The sequence below is a fragment of the Elusimicrobiota bacterium genome, from assembly GCA_028718185.1.
GTDB lineage: Bacteria > Elusimicrobiota > UBA8919 > UBA8919 > UBA8919 > JAQUMH01.
The window spans coordinates 771,790-787,563 of sequence record JAQUMH010000001.1 but is presented as its reverse complement, the minus strand read 5'-3'; the positions used below and the strand labels follow the sequence as shown (position 1 = coordinate 787,563).

16 protein-coding genes are annotated in these 15,774 nt (G+C 34.7%); 14 read left to right on the top strand and 2 right to left on the bottom strand.

What is annotated here, in order from left to right; all coding sequences use genetic code 11:
• Window positions 1–59 precede the first annotated feature (59 nt).
• The 10 genes from hisF to PHE88_03815 all read left to right on the top strand — a co-directional run bounded on the left by hisF (window position 60) and on the right by PHE88_03815 (window position 9,061).
• Window positions 60–833, top strand: a complete 774-nt coding sequence (hisF, locus tag PHE88_03860) for an imidazole glycerol phosphate synthase subunit HisF (GenBank protein ID MDD5686953.1) — start codon at window positions 60–62, stop codon at window positions 831–833.
• The gene (gene hisI / locus PHE88_03855; protein ID MDD5686952.1) at window positions 827–1,189 is read left to right on the top strand and encodes a phosphoribosyl-AMP cyclohydrolase; all 363 of its coding nucleotides are present in this window, start codon (window positions 827–829) and stop codon (window positions 1,187–1,189) included. Before hisF ends, hisI begins: the two co-directional genes overlap by 7 nt.
• 59 nt (window positions 1,190–1,248) lie before the next feature.
• Window positions 1,249–1,755 carry a signal peptidase I gene (gene lepB, locus PHE88_03850; GenBank protein ID MDD5686951.1) on the top strand — a complete coding sequence of 169 codons (507 nt, stop codon included), beginning with the start codon at window positions 1,249–1,251 and terminating at the stop codon, window positions 1,753–1,755.
• Window positions 1,756–1,774: 19 nt separating this feature from the next.
• Window positions 1,775–3,259 (top strand): anthranilate synthase component I, encoded by a 1,485-nt coding sequence (gene trpE, locus PHE88_03845; protein MDD5686950.1) that lies wholly within the window; start codon window positions 1,775–1,777, stop codon window positions 3,257–3,259.
• On the top strand, window positions 3,256–3,882 hold the full coding sequence (locus tag PHE88_03840) for an aminodeoxychorismate/anthranilate synthase component II (protein MDD5686949.1): 627 nt from the start codon (window positions 3,256–3,258) through the stop codon (window positions 3,880–3,882). Before trpE ends, PHE88_03840 begins: the two co-directional genes overlap by 4 nt.
• Before the next feature lie 35 nt (window positions 3,883–3,917).
• Complete coding sequence (locus tag PHE88_03835) at window positions 3,918–4,703, top strand: type II CAAX endopeptidase family protein (protein ID MDD5686948.1); 786 nt, start codon at window positions 3,918–3,920, stop codon at window positions 4,701–4,703.
• 116 nt (window positions 4,704–4,819) lie between these two features.
• A complete protein-coding gene (trpD, locus tag PHE88_03830; GenBank protein ID MDD5686947.1) occupies window positions 4,820–5,872 on the top strand; it encodes an anthranilate phosphoribosyltransferase in 1,053 nt (350 codons plus the stop codon).
• A complete protein-coding gene (trpC, locus tag PHE88_03825) occupies window positions 5,869–6,651 on the top strand; it encodes an indole-3-glycerol phosphate synthase TrpC (GenBank protein MDD5686946.1) in 783 nt (260 codons plus the stop codon). The genes trpD and trpC overlap by 4 nt, the downstream gene beginning before the upstream one ends.
• Before the next feature lie 167 nt (window positions 6,652–6,818).
• A complete protein-coding gene (locus tag PHE88_03820; protein MDD5686945.1) occupies window positions 6,819–8,171 on the top strand; it encodes a TrpB-like pyridoxal phosphate-dependent enzyme in 1,353 nt (450 codons plus the stop codon).
• Window positions 8,172–8,395: 224 nt separating this feature from the next.
• The gene (locus PHE88_03815; protein ID MDD5686944.1) at window positions 8,396–9,061 is read left to right on the top strand and encodes a phosphoribosylanthranilate isomerase; all 666 of its coding nucleotides are present in this window, start codon (window positions 8,396–8,398) and stop codon (window positions 9,059–9,061) included.
• 7 nt (window positions 9,062–9,068) lie between these two features.
• Here PHE88_03815 and PHE88_03810 read toward each other — a convergent pair whose 3' ends face one another.
• The gene (locus tag PHE88_03810; protein ID MDD5686943.1) at window positions 9,069–10,073 is read right to left on the bottom strand and encodes a hypothetical protein; all 1,005 of its coding nucleotides are present in this window, start codon (window positions 10,071–10,073) and stop codon (window positions 9,069–9,071) included.
• 196 nt (window positions 10,074–10,269) lie between these two features.
• Here PHE88_03810 and PHE88_03805 point away from each other — a divergent pair, with 196 nt between their 5' ends.
• The 3 genes from PHE88_03805 to PHE88_03795 all read left to right on the top strand — a co-directional run bounded on the left by PHE88_03805 (window position 10,270) and on the right by PHE88_03795 (window position 12,446).
• On the top strand, window positions 10,270–10,989 hold the full coding sequence (locus PHE88_03805) for a toxin-antitoxin system YwqK family antitoxin (GenBank protein ID MDD5686942.1): 720 nt from the start codon (window positions 10,270–10,272) through the stop codon (window positions 10,987–10,989).
• Between the two features lie 272 nt (window positions 10,990–11,261).
• Window positions 11,262–12,239 (top strand): peptide-methionine (S)-S-oxide reductase MsrA, encoded by a 978-nt coding sequence (gene msrA, locus PHE88_03800; protein ID MDD5686941.1) that lies wholly within the window; start codon window positions 11,262–11,264, stop codon window positions 12,237–12,239.
• A 39-nt stretch (window positions 12,240–12,278) separates the two neighbouring features.
• Window positions 12,279–12,446 carry a hypothetical protein gene (locus PHE88_03795; protein ID MDD5686940.1) on the top strand — a complete coding sequence of 56 codons (168 nt, stop codon included), beginning with the start codon at window positions 12,279–12,281 and terminating at the stop codon, window positions 12,444–12,446.
• On the opposite strand, the gene PHE88_03790 is transcribed toward PHE88_03795, so the two are convergent.
• Complete coding sequence (locus PHE88_03790; protein MDD5686939.1) at window positions 12,435–13,265, bottom strand: dienelactone hydrolase family protein; 831 nt, start codon at window positions 13,263–13,265, stop codon at window positions 12,435–12,437. The genes PHE88_03795 and PHE88_03790 overlap by 12 nt on opposite strands.
• Window positions 13,266–13,789: 524 nt before the next feature.
• Between PHE88_03790 and PHE88_03785 the strand changes: the two genes are divergently transcribed.
• On the top strand, window positions 13,790–15,358 hold the full coding sequence (locus PHE88_03785) for a dehydrogenase (GenBank protein ID MDD5686938.1): 1,569 nt from the start codon (window positions 13,790–13,792) through the stop codon (window positions 15,356–15,358).
• Window positions 15,359–15,774: the final 416 nt, after the last annotated feature.

Genomic DNA, 15,774 nt, shown 5'->3' with positions numbered 1-15,774 from the left:
AATTAGTGAAGTGTTCATAGATTCGTGATAATTCGTGTATCCGACACGAAGTGAGGAAAATGTTAACAAAAAGAATAATACCTTGTTTGGATGTTAATGGGGGACGGGTTGTAAAGGGAACAAAATTTTTAAATTTAAGGGATGCCGGTGACCCTGTTGATGTAGCAAAAAGATATGACAAAGAAGGGGCAGATGAAATTGTTTTCCTGGACATTACTGCTTCACACGAGAAAAGAAAAACAATAATTGAAGTCGTCAAAAAGACAGCCGAAAATGTTTTTATACCTTTAACAGTCGGCGGCGGGATTAGAAATTTGGAAGATATAAGGAATTTGCTTAAAGCAGGTGCGGATAAGATATCAATAAATACCTCTGCAGTCGAAAATCCTGATTTTGTAAAGCAAGCATCTGCAAAATATGGAAGTCAATGTATAGTAGTCGCGATAGATGCAAAATTAGTCCGAAGTCCGAAGTCCGAAGTCCGAAGTTGGGAAGTTTATACTTATGGGGGCAGGAAACCTACCGGAATTGATGTCGTTAAATGGGCACAGCAGGTTGAAAGACTTGGTGCAGGTGAGATTCTTCTGACAAGTATGGATAAAGATGGAACTAAAGACGGGTATGATATTGAACTGAACCGTGCTGTTTCAAAAGCGGTTAATATTCCGATAATAGCATCCGGTGGGGCAGGTAATATGGAACATTTTTGTGATGTGTTTATTAATGGCGGTGCAGATGCAGCTCTTGCGGCTTCCCTTTTTCATTATAAAATATTAAGTATCCAAAAGCTAAAAAAATATCTTTCGAGAAAAGGAGTTCAGATAAGATGTTAAAATTTAAATTTGACGATAACGGGTTGATTCCCGTTGTAATTCAAGATGAAAAAACAAAAAATGTTCTAATGGTAGCATATATGAACAAAGTATCATTAGAAAAAACAATAAAAACGAAACGGACATGGTTTTATTCAAGAAGCAGGAAAAAACTATGGATGAAAGGCGAGCAATCAGGTAATGTCCAAATTGTAAAGAAAATATTTATCGATTGTGATAATGATACTATTTTATTACTTGTTAAACCAAAAGGTCCGGCGTGCCATAACGGCTACAATTCCTGTTTTTACAGAACCGGAGAAGGTAAAATTATCTCAAAAAAAATGTTTGACCCGGAAAAAGTGTACAAAAAATAAATCACAGATAAATATCCATGTAATCGTTTTTTTTAATCAGTGTAATCAGCGTTTAAAAAATGAAGCGAATTTTACGTTTAGTTTTTATTGCTGCTGTAATTGCAATTATTATTAGAACATTTTTATTTGAAGGGATTTATATTGCATCAGACTCCATGTTTCCGACATTACAGCTAAATGACCATTTTTTTGTAGATAAAGTTACATATTATTTCAGACAGCCGTATCGTAATGAGATTATCGTTTTCAAATCGCCTGTATCTGAAGAGAAAGATTTAGTTAAGAGAGTTATTGCTGTCGGCGGAGATATCGTTTCAATAGAAAATAAAGATGTATATGTTAACGAGCAAAAGCTTACAGAACCATATACTCAGCATACCAGACCGGATGAAGTGCTAAAAGGCGATAAAATCTCTGAATTGAAAATTCCAAAAGATTGTTTCTTTGTTTTAGGTGACAACAGGGATGTATCAAACGATTCCCGGGATTGGCTTGACGCAAAGACAAATCAAAATATTTATTTTGTGCATAAAGATAACATAAAAGGAAAGATAATAAGGTTCTGACGCCAACTTAAAATATATTATGTATTATCCAAATCTAACTGAATTTATAAAATTATCAAAAAAGGGAAATCTAATTCCTGTTTATAAGGAGATTCTTGCTGATAAAGAGACACCTGTTTCTGCATTTTTAAAGATAAGTGAAGGTGAAGAAGGAAAGTATTCATATCTTCTTGAGAGTATTGAAGGCGGGGAAAAATGGGGGGAATATTCATTTCTTGGAAATAATCCTTCAAAGATAGTAAAGTATCAAAATAATATTTTGGAAATTATCGAAAATGGTAAATCAAAAATTATAAATGAGCAAGACCCGTTTAATTATTTTAAAAAGCTTATGTCAAATTACAATCCGGTAAAAATCAACGGGTTACCAAGATTTTACGGCGGTGCGGTCGGATATATAGGTTACGAAATGGTAAGGTTTTTTGAAAAACTGCCGGCTATCAAAAAAGACGATCTTAAAATTCCTGATATGTTTTTTGTATTTACCGATACTATCTTAATATTTGACAATTTAAAGCACATTATAAAAATTGTTTCTAATACGCATATTGACAGCAAAAAAAATATAAGAGAAAATTATAAAGCAGCACTCAGAAAAATAGACAAAATCAGCGAAAAATTGAAAAATCCTATACCGGCTAAAAAAAATATAAAAAAACATTCCTCTTTGAATTTTGTATCCAACTGTACAAAAAATGAATTCAAAAGAAATGTGAAAATATCAAAGGATTATATTACAGATGGAGACATAATACAGGTTCAAATTTCACAGCGGCTTAAAGCAAAAATAAAATCAAATCCGTTTGATGTTTACAGAGCTTTGAGAATAGTCAATCCTTCGCCATATATGTATTTTTTGAAATTCGACAAACTCAACATTGCAGGTTCGTCGCCTGAAATACTGGTGCGTCTGGAAGATAAAAAAGTAGAGATACGTCCTATAGCAGGTACAATTAAACGGGGAAAAAATAAAGACGAAGACGAAGTTTTACAAAAGGAATTACTTTCTGACCCTAAAGAGAAAGCAGAACATATAATGCTGGTTGACTTGGCCAGAAACGATCTTGGCAGAATCAGCGAATTTAATTCCGTAAAAGTTCCGGAGCTTATGGTTATTGAAAAATATTCCCATGTTATGCACATAGTATCTGATGTTATCGGTAAATTACGGAACGGATTAGACCAGTTTGACGTTTTGCATGCCACGTTTCCTGCGGGCACGGTTACAGGTGCGCCGAAAATAAGAGCGATGGAAATTATTGACGAACTGGAGAAAACAAAACGCGGTCCATATGCAGGAACTGTCGGATACTTTGGATTTTCCGGTAATCTTGATAGCGCTATAACGATAAGGACAGCAGTTATGAAAGACGGGTATGCGTATATACAGGCAGCAGCCGGAATTGTTGCTGATTCTAATCCTGAAAAGGAATACAATGAAACACTTAACAAAATGAAAGCGCTGGTTAAAGCGATAGAAATGGCAGAGGGAGGATTAGAGTGATATTAGTAATAGATAACTACGATTCTTTCGTCTACAACCTAGTTCAGTATCTCGGCGAGTTAAATCCCGATATAGAAGTTTTCAGAAATGATAAAATTACATTAAAAGAAATTGAAAAACTTAATCCTTCGCATATTGTAATTTCTCCGGGTCCTTGTACTCCGAAAGAAGCCGGAATTTCAATAGATGTTGTAAAAGCTTTTTCAGGTAAAATACCCATTTTGGGTGTCTGTCTGGGACACCAGTCAATTGGTGCGGCAATGGGAGGAAAAGTAATACATGCTCCGAAACTTATGCATGGTAAAACATCGTTAATTTATCATGATGGCAAAACAATATTTAAAGGTTTAGAAAATCCTTTTGAAGCGACAAGATATCATTCGCTAATCGTAGAAAAAAAATCATTACCAAAATGCCTGGAAATATCAGCATGGACGAAAGAGGGCGAAATAATGGGCTTACGGTTGAAATTTCTCGCCTCTCACCTCTCGTCTCTCAACGTTTATGTAGAGGGCATCCAATTTCACCCTGAATCAATATTAACAAAGCCGGGAAAGAAACTATTGAAAAATTTTCTGGAATTAAAAAGAAAAAATAGGGGCAAGCAAGATAAAGTAAAATAGGATTTTATAAAGTTTTTTCTCTTGGCACTGAATTTATGAATATTTTATTTATTGTTTTTTATCTGGTTTTTATAGCCATAGTTATTTCTAGTTTTTTAAAATTTATTAAGGAACTAAAAAAACAAGAACTCTCGGAAGTTGGAGTTGCTGCTCCATGGAATTTAATGATGACCTTGAGGATTGTTTTAATTTTATTCGCGATTGAGTTGGCGATTTACATAACAGGGCGTTACGGCTATTTTAAAATTTTTGGAAAAAACAGTTATTTTGACCATATTAACCTTTTTGTGACATATATTGTTCAAGGCCCTTTATTAATTTATATTATGAAAATCCGTAAAAGTTTTTCGATTAGAGAATATATCGGATTGAAAATACCTACTAAAAAAGAGTCATTAAAGTGGTCTCTTACTTTCGGAATTATTATTGCAGTATTCTATATTATTGAGATAATTATAAAAAGACCGTTTGCTTCTCAATATTTAGTGGATTTATATAAAACCAGTCGTTCCCCGCTTTTATTATTTATTGTAGTTGTAATTATGGCACCTATTTACGAAGAAATAGTTTTTCGTGGTTTTCTGTTTGAAGGGATAAGATACTCCCGTTTGAAAATAGTGGGAGCTATAATCATCACCTCTTTGATTTGGGCATCATTACATTTACAGTATGGATTATATGAGATAGTGACAATTTTTTTGATGGGTTTGTTGTTTGGATTTTGCCGTTTTAAAACCGGTTCTATTTATCTTACTATTTTTTTGCATATGTTAGTGAATTTAGAAGCAATGGTTGAAGTCATACTAAAAGCAGTTTCATAACATATTAACAAAGCCGGGAAAGAAACTATTGAAAAATTTTCTACAGCACAAGTTTTGATTGATTTTATTCGTGACCATTCGTTAAACAATTTGTGATGTATCATTCGGGAGAAGTTATGATTAAAGAAGCAATTTCAAAAATTGTACAAAAAGAAAACTTATCGGAAAAAGAAGCGATAGAAGTAATGACTGAAATAATGACAGGACAAACGACAGAGGCACAGATAGCATCGTTTATCACGGCACTTAGAATGAAAGGTGAAACGGTCGAGGAAATAACCGGTTGCGCAAAAGTTATGCGTGAACATGCTACGAAAATCACCGTACAAAAACATGTCGTTGATATTGACAGGGACGAGATAAACATTGACTGGGAGACGGTTGTTGATACTTGTGGTACCGGAGGAGATAAGACTAAAACTTTTAACGTGTCGACAGCAACAGCATTTGTAGTAGCAGGTTGTAATGTTGTAGTTGCAAAACACGGGAATCGTGCTGTCTCATCAAAATGCGGAAGTGCCGATGTCCTTGAAGAACTTGGAGTAAACCTGGAAATATCTTCCCAAAAGGTTGAAGAATGTATAAATAAAATCGGGATTGGTTTTTTATATGCACCGCTTCTTCACTCTGCAATGAAATATGCTATCGGACCAAGAAGACAAATAGGCATCAGAACAATTTTCAATATTTTAGGACCTCTTACCAACCCGGCAGGTGCAAATGTTCAGGTATTAGGAGTTTATTCCCCTGAATTAACAGAAACGCTTGCTTTTGTATTAAAAAATCTCGGTTCCAAAAGTGCTTTTGTCGTACATGGTATGGATTCAGTTGATGAAATTTCGATTACAGGCAAAACACGTGTTTCAGAACTAAAAAACGGTGAAATAAAAACATATACTATAACACCCAAAGATTTTGGATTAAAAGAAGCTGAACCTGAAGATATAGCAGGCGGAGATGCAAAAGAAAATGCAAAAATAATAATGGATATTCTCGAAGGTAAAAAAGGACCCAAAAGAGATATCGTTTTGTTAAATGCAGCAGTAGTGCTTACAGCAGCAGGAAAATCAAAAGATTTTAAAGCCGGTATTGAACTTGCAGAAAAGTCAATAGATATGGGCAAAGCATTGAGAAAATTGGATGAACTGAAAAAACATACAGCAAAATGAACATACTTAGTGAGATTGTCGAATATAAAAAATTAGAAGTTGAACATGCAAAAAAGCGACTGCCACTGAAAAATATTTTGTCCGGGATTGAAAAGTTATCTCTTCCCAGGGATTTTACTTTAGCGATATCCAAGCCTGACCGTCTGAATTTGATTGCTGAAATAAAAAAGGCATCGCCTTCTGCAGGGGAGATAGTTAAAAATTTTAACGTTAAAAAAATCGCAAAGCAATATGAAGAGTCGTATGTTGATGCAATATCTGTCCTTACGGAAACAAAGTATTTTCAGGGTAATATTTCTTATATTAATATCGTAAAACAATCATCTTTGCTTCCCGTTTTAAGAAAGGACTTTATAATTGACGAGTATCAAATTTACGAGTCTAGATATTTTAATGCCGATGCAATTCTTTTGATAATGGCGATTCTGGGCGAGGAAAGAGTAAGGTATTTTTTGAATATTGCGAAAAAACTGAATCTATCGGTAATCGTAGAAATTCACACGCAAGAGGAGCTAAAATCTGCCCTTGCAGTTGACGCGGAAATTATCGGTATAAACAATAGGAATCTTGCTGATTTATCAGTTGATATAGGTACGACTTTAAAACTTAAACCGAAAATTCCAAAAAATAAAGTTGTTGTTTCTGAAAGCGGGATTAAAAAGAAAGAAGATATAGATATGTTAAAAACAATCGGCGTAAACGCTGTTTTGATAGGGCAACATTTTATGGAGTCGCAAAATATTACTAAATCAATTGCGGAACTTTTTCCGGTTGATTAGATTTTAGGGTTTTGCTCTTGATTACATTGATTAAAAGTCAGATTATAGATTAAAACACAATTTTTAGTCATCTGTGTAATCTCATTTAGAAATTCCTGCCCTGAACCAGTATCGGTTCGGGGTGTATGTAATCTGCGACTAAGTCGCTTATTTTAAAAGGAGGGTTTATGGAAGATGTAAAGATTTTTTTGTCGGAAAAGGAAATGCCCCAGAAATGGTATAACGTTCAGGCAGATTTGCCGGAACCTTTGGCGCCACCGATTAATCCACAGACAAAAAAGCCGATTGGACCCCAGGATTTAGCGGCTATTTTTCCAATGGAGTTGATTAAACAGGAAGTGTCTCAAGAAAGATGGATAGAAATACCTGACGAATTAATTGATATATATAAAATGTGGAGACCATCACCTTTGCATAGGGCAAAACGGCTTGAAAAGTTCTTAAAAACTCCTGCAAGAATATATTTTAAGAATGAATCTATTTCTCCTGCAGGAAGCCATAAACCGAATACTGCGGTTGCCCAGGCTTATTACAACAAAAAGGAAGGTGTTAAACGATTGGCAACTGAAACAGGTGCAGGTCAATGGGGAAGCGCACTTTCATTTGCTTGTAATTTGTTTGGACTTGAATGTACCGTTTATATGGTGAAAGTTTCATATGAACAAAAACCTTACAGAAAAATAATGATGCAAACGTGGGGTGCAACGGTTTATCCGTCACCGACCAATTTAACTAATTCCGGACGGGAAGTTCTGAAAAAAGATCCTAACTCACCAGGGTCGCTTGGAATTGCAATTTCCGAAGCGGTAGAAGATGCAGCGACACATAATGATACAAAATATGCCCTTGGCAGTGTTTTGAACCATGTGATGCTGCACCAGACAATCATCGGACTTGAAACTGAAAAACAGTTGAAAATTGCGGGTGAAAAACCGGATATTTTAATTGGTTGTGTCGGCGGAGGAAGTAATTTTAGCGGTTTTGTTTTTCCGTTCGTACCGCAAAAACTTAAAGGTAAACCTATCAGGATGATTGCTGTTGAACCGACATCATGCCCTACTCTTACAAAAGGACCTTTTAGGTATGATTATGGTGATGTCGCTAAGCTTACACCTCTTATGAAAATGTATACGTTAGGGCATTCTTTTATTCCACCGGCAATTCATGCCGGCGGTCTAAGATATCACGGCGATTCTCCGCTTCTTTCACTGCTTGTCAATAAGAAAATTATTGAAGCAGTTGCATATCCGCAAAATGCCGTTTTTGAATCTGCACTTTTATTTGCAAAAACGGAAGGTTTTTTGCCGGCACCGGAAACTGCACATGCAATAAAATGTGTAATTGATGAAGCTATAAGATGTCGTGAGAAAAATGAAGCAAAATGTATAGTCTTCAATTTCTCCGGACACGGGCACTTTGATTTATCGGCTTATGATGCGTATTTAAATAAAAAATTACAAGACTATGAACTTCCGGATGAGGAAATAAAAAAAGCATTAAAAGAAGTCCCGGTGATATAATTGTAACTTGTAAGCAGTAGCAAATCTAAGCAAACTGTGTAGTAATGTCATTGCGAGCCTGCCTGACGGTAGGCAGGCAATAGCGAAGTCGAAGATCCCATTCATGGGGCAATCTCATAAAATGTAGTCTGTTGAAGACGGGATTGCCACGAACCAATAAATTGGTTCTCGCAATGACAAATTGTGAGTTATGGCATAGTCTCTTTGGTTGTGAAGGTGAAAAAATGACAAAAATAAAAATTTGTGGTGTTACCAACGATAAGGATGCTTTATGGGCTGCGAATATGGGTGTAGATTTTATAGGACTTAACTTTTATAAAAATAGTCCTCGTAAAATTTCAATTAGTATGGCAGCAAAAATTGCTTCTTCATTGCCGGAATTTGTGAAGTTGGTTGGTGTTTTTGTTGATGAAGAAATTGAAACGGTATTGAAAGTTGTAAAAAAGGCAAAATTAAGACTTGTTCAGTTGCACGGCAGCGAAACTCCGGAATATTGCAGCGAACTTAAAGAAAAAATTGTGAGTTCTGTCCCTGCGAATATACTTTGGGAAGACAAGATGCAGATTATAAAAGCTTTTCGTATTGGAGATAATTTACAAACTGAACAGATGGCTAATTACCAAAATGTGGATTATTTTTTACTTGATACTTTTATAGAAAGTGTTTTGGGAGGTACCGGGCAAACTTTTAACTGGGATTTAGCTGTGGAAATAAAAAAGTTAGGGAAACCTGTTTTTCTATCCGGCGGTTTAACTCCTGAGAATGTATCCGATGCAATAAAAAAAGTTGAACCATACGCTGTAGATGTTTGTTCGGGTGTTGAAAGGACCCCCACTCGTAAGGACTACGACAAAGTTCTTGCATTTGTCAAGGCAGTAAAAAAAATATAAAAAAGATCTATTTTTTCTTCTTAAGTTTATTGATTTTCTTATGAATTGTTTTTAGTAAATCGCTAATTTCTTCCTCGGTAGATAGCTGCTTGAAATCGAAGATCCTTACGGACCATGCAATCGATCCCGTGTCAAGTTTAACCATTTTTATGAAATGATAATTGATGTATCCCTGTCCCGGAATATTTTCTCTGACTTGCTCGCTGAAAACCATACCGTCTATCCCTGAAATTTGATTAATTTTTTTCATGTCGACTGAAGAAATTATGCCTGTTGCTGAAAGACCGGCTTCCTTGAGGATTCTTTCAAGCTGGGGTCTCTCAATTATATCGTAACCAATCGATATGAGAGCAGCCATTAAATCATGTTTTATGTTTGGCGAAATAGCAACTTTCTGGATAGAATCCTGGTCAAAATCTTCCGGCCATGTATATTTAAATCTGTCAACACTGATATTATTTCTATCATCTAAATATTCTTTTCCAATGAGGTATGATTGTGAAGTGTAAAATGGATTTTTCATAAAGTGTTCCCATTTCATTTTTTTAAGTGTTTGTCTTAATGGAGTATATAAATCATATATATCGGTGGGATAACCCACAAAAACAACTTTCCCGGTGTTAGCATCTACCAGGTGGACCTGTCCGCATTTCCCTGTAAATTTTTCTGAAATACCTTTGTCAACGTAAAGTATCCCATCGACTCCGAGCAAACTACCTATCTTCATTGACTGCTCGGATTTGGTTACTCCTGATAAAGAAAGTCCTTGTTCTTTCAAAAGAGTATCAATATTTCCTCTGTCTACTACAGTAAAACCCAGGGCCATTAAATCTGCTTCCCATAATCCTGCAGCTACTAGAACTTCAGGTGTAGTATTAGGACCTACAACCGCAATTTTCCTGAATTCCTTTATGTTTGTTTGAGGATTTAAAGTAATTTGAGAAGCAGCACACCCGGCTAATACCAAACAACAAAAAAATAACGCTACAATTTTCCAATTACATCTGTCCATGATTGTTTTCTCCTTTTCTGATTTGGTTCTTTCCAACTATTTATGATTATCTTAAGTTATATAGAACTCTTAAAGTAAAATTATAGATAAATATCGATAAGTTGTCAAGAAATTTATTTGTTTTTCTTGAAAATAATATAAAATATAAGTAGAATTATCACTATGGGGATTTTTTAGATAAAGTGGAAGAGTGAATATGAAAAGAATATTTGTGTTTTTGCTTATATTATTAATTTCTTCTAAAACTTTTTCAGAAGTCGTAAGAAGAGTTATTGAAAATAAAGATACAAAAGAAATTATCTATAGTGATAAAGGCAATGAAATAGCAAGAGAAATAGTTGATGAAAAAGGTAATACTCAAACGACCGGTAAAATACCCGATGGAATAGTTAAACAATATAACAACGAAGGGCATTTGTTTCTGGAAGCTAATTATAAAGATAATAAGCAGGATGGAATAATCAGGTTATACTATGAAAACGAAAAATTAATGGAAGAGGGTTTTACAAAAAATGGAAAATCAGAAGGTTTAATCAAAACATACTATGAAAATGGGAATTTAATGGAAGAGTCAGATTATAAAGAAGGTAAGTTGAACGGTACTACTAAAGAATATTATGAAAATGGAAAACTAAAGAGAAAAATAAACTATAAAAAAGGTAAGTTGGATGGCACAAGCAAAAGATATTATGAAAACGGTCAGGTCCAGTCAAAAGTAAAATATAAAGATGATGAATTAAATGGTACAAGTAAAACATATTATGAAAATGGAAAATTAAAGGAAAAAGCGGGATATAAAAATGGTCAATTAGAAGGCACACATAAGGAGTATTATGAAGACGGAAAAATAATGTATAAAGATACTTATAAATCCGGCAAGATGATAAAAAGTAAAAAATATGAAAAGAAGAAGTAAATAAGCAATGCAGTCCTTTAATGCGTCTATTCTAAAGCCGTTTCTAATAAAAGCGGTTTTCTTATTTATAGAAAAAAATAATTGCGAATTATAAAATTAAGAAATTTTAATTTCTTTTTAATGTTGTTTTAATAATATATGTTTATAATTTGCTCATGGAGACCAACAAAAATAAAAACAAGAATCTCTGTTTAAACTATTTACTGGTATTTGTTATATTCTTACTTACTACATTGGGCTGTTCCGTACAGAATCAAAAGGAGACAAAAAAAATGGAAAAAGCTATTTTTGCAGGCGGATGTTTCTGGTGTATGCAGCCGCCTTTTGAAAAACTGGATGGTATATCAGAAGTTAGTGTCGGCTATACAGGGGGTAATTTGGAAAAACCGACATATGAGGATGTGAGTACTGGTAAAACCGGACATTTTGAAGCGGTTGAAGTAATATATGACCCGCAAAAAATAACATATTCAGAACTACTTGATGTTTTTTGGAAAAGTATAGACCCGACTGACACCGGAGGTCAATTTGTTGACCGGGGAACGCAATATCAGACAGCAATTTTCTATCTTAATGATGAACAGAAACAATTGGCAGAAGAATCAAAAGAAAGGCTTCAAAAATCAGGTAAATTCTTGAAACCTATCGTGACAAAAATTATTAAAGCGACAATTTTTTATAAAGCGGAGAAATACCACCAGGAATATTATAAAAAATGTCCGCTACAATATAATATATACAAGATGAATTCAGGCAGGGATGAATTTCTTAATAAGAATGGGGGAAGTGAAAAGAAAGTCAAAAAACCTGAATATAAAAAAATCCCAAAAGAAGAAATAAAGAAAAAATTAACGTCGATTCAGTATGATGTTACTCAACAATGCGGGACTGAACCGGCTTTTAACAATAAGTACTGGAATAATAAAAAGGAAGGAATATATGTTGATATAGTATCAGGAGAACCGCTTTTCAGTTCACTTGACAAGTTTGATTCCGGTAGCGGGTGGCCCAGTTTTACAAAACCGTTAGAGTCTTCAAATATTGTCAAAAAAGAAGATAAGAGTTTACCGGTTGAAAGAACAGAAGTCCGTAGTAAATCCGGAGATTCACATTTAGGGCATGTATTTGAAGACGGTCCAAAACCGACAGGTCTCAGATATTGTATAAATTCCGCATCTATCCGTTTTATTCCGAAAGAAGACTTGGAAAAAGAGGGTTATGGCGAATACAAAAAACTTTTTGAGAAATAGAGAGTTTGTATAACTTTTACCTAGGAGGATTGGTCTGATATGAAAGAATATACATTTAAACTTATTTGTAGCGATAGAGATAAAAATTGCAGATATAAAACATTAGAAAAGTATATGTTTTATTGTACAAAGCTTGACCAAAAAGCTAAATGTGACGGTAACGAAACTAAAAACCGGTTAAATAAATTAAGCAGTTCACTTTCCTGAAAATATTTCATTAAAAAACAATTCCATTGCATTCCATGAACGCTTATCTGCCTTTTCGTTGTATGCAACACCTTTAGTCGGATCGTTTCCATTAGCCGGGTTTGTAAAACCGTGAACAGCACCGCCGTAAATTATCATTTGCCAATCAACGTTAGCGTCATCCATTTCCTTCTGGAAAGCTAACCGCGCATCCGGTGGAGCAGCAGGGTCTTCTGAACCCTGTAATACGAGGACTTTTGCTTTTATATTTTTAGAATCTTTCGGGTTTGGTGTATCAAGATTACCATGAAAACTGATTACTCCGGCAATCTCAATACCACTACGTGCAAGTTCAAGTACTGTACCTCCGCCAAAACAGTAACCGATTGCTACTATTCTTGATGGGTCAACTGTTTCCTGATTTATAAGTTCTTCAAGTCCTAGTATTACACGTCTTCTCATTAGTATACGGTCGGCTCTGTAAATGCCTGCTTGTTTAGCCGATTCTTCAGTATTTTTTGGTCTTATACCTTTTCCATATATATCTGCACAAAAAGCTACATATCCAAGTTGTGCTATCTGTTGAGCACGGTTTTTAACATAAGAACCTAACCCGTTCCACTCATGGACAATTAACACACCGGGTCGTTTCCCTTCTACTGAGTCATCGTAAGCTAAAAATCCTTCTAAAACGGTTTTACCGTCTTTATATTCCACATCTTTTGTAATTATTTTAGCAGAAGCATTAAAACAAAAAAGAATACATATTACAGAAGAACCCAAAACAGAAACAATCAACTTCGATTTAAACATGCAATTAAATAATGATACATTGTCCATATTACACCTCCATATAATTTATTCTCATTTACTAATTTTGTAGTCGCACGCCCTTGGCGTGCCATATATGGGCAGACTAAAGGTCTGCCACTACAATGTTAGTGTAGTTGCCGATCCGCCAAAATATTAGTGGCGGAGTTGGCATTAACTTGATGTATAGAAATTTCAATGTTTTAGCAGAGCTAACGCTCTGCGGCTACAATATCAATTGGTTTGTAGCTGCCCGCCGACGGTTCAGTGGCGGGCTTAACTTGATGTATAAGAATTTCAATGTTATCACGCCGAGGGCGTGAAACTACAATTTAATTATAGTTTTGTAGTTGTCGCCAGACCCTTGGCAAGCCTAACTTGTTAGATAGATACCGATTTCTGTTGCAATAATATAATATTTCAAGTTAAAATATAATTAAAAAGAAATTAAAATATTTTAATCTTTAAACATTAGTAGAAGTAATTATTCAAAGCTTAATATTGCTTGGAAAGTTATGAAAAAAATGTATAATAAAAAAAAGAGGTGATATTTTTTGGATTTAATAATAGATAATTTGCTGATACCTGTTGAGAAAGATGGGATAGATGAATATATAAAAGCTGCTTCACAAAAATTGATAGTTAGCGAAAAAAATATAAAATTTGTAAAAATTCTGAGCAAATCGCTTGATATTAGTAATAAAGAACAGTTTTATTATAGAATATCGATAGCTGTAAGAATTGCTGATAATTTCGATAACAAAGAGAACTTTCCCGTATATACCGAGAAAATAAGAGCAGACAGTAAATCAAAAAATATCAAGGATAGACCTATAGTAGTAGGTTTCGGTCCTGCCGGTATGTTTGCTGCCCTTGAACTTATTGATTACGGAATTAAACCTTTAATATTTGAAAGAGGTAAAAAAATAGAAGAACGGACTATTGATGTTCGGAAATTTATAGAAGAAAGGGTGTTAAATCCTGAATCAAATATACAATTTGGCGAAGGTGGTGCCGGTTCATATTCTGACGGGAAGTTGTTTTCCAGGGGGAAAAATTCGGAATATATAAACAAAGTACTGGATACCTTTATTAAATTTGGCGCATCCGAAGAAATAGGATATGTAAACAAACCGCATTTGGGAACGGATGTGTTATGCGGAATAGTTAAGAATATGAGAAATTATATTCTTGAAAGAGGCGGCGAGATATATTATAGTTCGAAAATGACAGATTTGCTTATATCAGGTGATAAAGTTACGGGTATTGTAATAAATGGTGAGAAAGAATACCGGTCTTCAATTATCTATCTTGCTGTGGGGCATTCTGCGCGAGATACATTTAATATTCTTAATGTAAAAGGTATTGCTATTGAACAGAAGCCGGTTTCTGTTGGTGTAAGAGTAGAACATCCGGTCGAAATTATTAATCTTTTTAAATATGGGAATAAATATAAGGACTTCCATAATATAGGAGCAGCTAATTATTCCTTCACTTACAACGATAGAAAAATAAAGAGATGTGTGAATACATTCTGCATGTGTCCCGGGGGTGAAGTAATAAATGCTTCATCTGAAAACGGGATGATGGTTGTAAACGGAATGAGCTATTCAGGCAGGTCATCAGCGTTCTCAAATTCAGCAATTGTTGTAACCTGTCATACAGACGATTATAAATCAACCGACCCGTTAGCCGGTGTTGAGTTCCAAAAGGAAATTGAGCGGAAAGCTTTTAATGCAGGAGGTAGAAGATGGGAGGCACCTGCACAGAATTTAATGGATTTTTTAAGTGGCAGGATTTCAGAAAAATTAAATAAAAATTCTTTTAAAATGGGGGTCGCACCTGTTAATATGAATGATATTTTTCCAAGTTTTGTATGCGAGTCGCTTTCAACCGCATTTAATATATGGAAGGAGGATTATCCGTTATTTGTTTCAAATCATGCGATATTATTAGGTGTTGAAACAAGGACTTCTTGTCCTTTGAAAATTACACGAAGTAAAAAATATGAATCGGTAAATATAAAAAACCTGTACCCGATAGGCGAAGGCTCGGGATACACCGGCGGTATAACAAGTTCTGCCGCTGACGCAATAAAAGCAGTAGAAAATAGTCTTTTGTAGATAGTTTAATGACCTACCTCGGTGCTTCAGACTGTGTCGCAATGTCATTGCGAGCGTTAGCGAAGCAATCTCATAAAATGTAGCTCGTCGAAGAAGGGATTGCCACGAGCCAATAAATTGGCTCTCGCAATGGGCATAATACTCAAAAAATGTTGTTAAAAAACCTAAAAAATGACGATTTATAGACGAGCTTACAAGTAATATTAACTTCGTTTATTGAAACGGTTCAATAAACGAACAAATTTCATAAGTGTTAAAAATATAAGTCTCGTCGATAGTTTTCGATTTTCTAGAGTTTTAAGCTCTAAAAAAACAACACAAAAAGACTATTATGCCCAGAATGACACCGTTGTTGCAACTTCGCATCAAGATGTGAGGAATTCTTTGATTAAATTTTGTAGTAAAAGGAGCTTTAT

Bases quoted from the DNA above. Each gene is read 5' to 3' on its own strand.
- hisF (MDD5686953.1), top strand. From the start codon at position 60: ATGTTAACAAAAAGAATAATACCTTGTTTGGATGTTAATGGGGGACGG.
- hisI (MDD5686952.1), top strand. From the start codon at position 827: ATGTTAAAATTTAAATTTGACGATAACGGGTTGATTCCCGTTGTAATT.
- lepB (MDD5686951.1), top strand. From the start codon at position 1,249: ATGAAGCGAATTTTACGTTTAGTTTTTATTGCTGCTGTAATTGCAATT.
- trpE (MDD5686950.1), top strand. From the start codon at position 1,775: ATGTATTATCCAAATCTAACTGAATTTATAAAATTATCAAAAAAGGGA.
- PHE88_03835 (MDD5686948.1), top strand. From the start codon at position 3,918: ATGAATATTTTATTTATTGTTTTTTATCTGGTTTTTATAGCCATAGTT.
- trpD (MDD5686947.1), top strand. From the start codon at position 4,820: ATGATTAAAGAAGCAATTTCAAAAATTGTACAAAAAGAAAACTTATCG.
- trpC (MDD5686946.1), top strand. From the start codon at position 5,869: ATGAACATACTTAGTGAGATTGTCGAATATAAAAAATTAGAAGTTGAA.
- PHE88_03820 (MDD5686945.1), top strand. From the start codon at position 6,819: ATGGAAGATGTAAAGATTTTTTTGTCGGAAAAGGAAATGCCCCAGAAA.
- PHE88_03815 (MDD5686944.1), top strand. From the start codon at position 8,396: ATGACAAAAATAAAAATTTGTGGTGTTACCAACGATAAGGATGCTTTA.
- PHE88_03810 (MDD5686943.1), bottom strand. From the start codon at position 10,073: ATGGACAGATGTAATTGGAAAATTGTAGCGTTATTTTTTTGTTGTTTG.
- PHE88_03805 (MDD5686942.1), top strand. From the start codon at position 10,270: ATGAAAAGAATATTTGTGTTTTTGCTTATATTATTAATTTCTTCTAAA.
- msrA (MDD5686941.1), top strand. From the start codon at position 11,262: ATGGAAAAAGCTATTTTTGCAGGCGGATGTTTCTGGTGTATGCAGCCG.
- PHE88_03795 (MDD5686940.1), top strand. From the start codon at position 12,279: ATGAAAGAATATACATTTAAACTTATTTGTAGCGATAGAGATAAAAAT.
- PHE88_03790 (MDD5686939.1), bottom strand. From the start codon at position 13,265: ATGGACAATGTATCATTATTTAATTGCATGTTTAAATCGAAGTTGATT.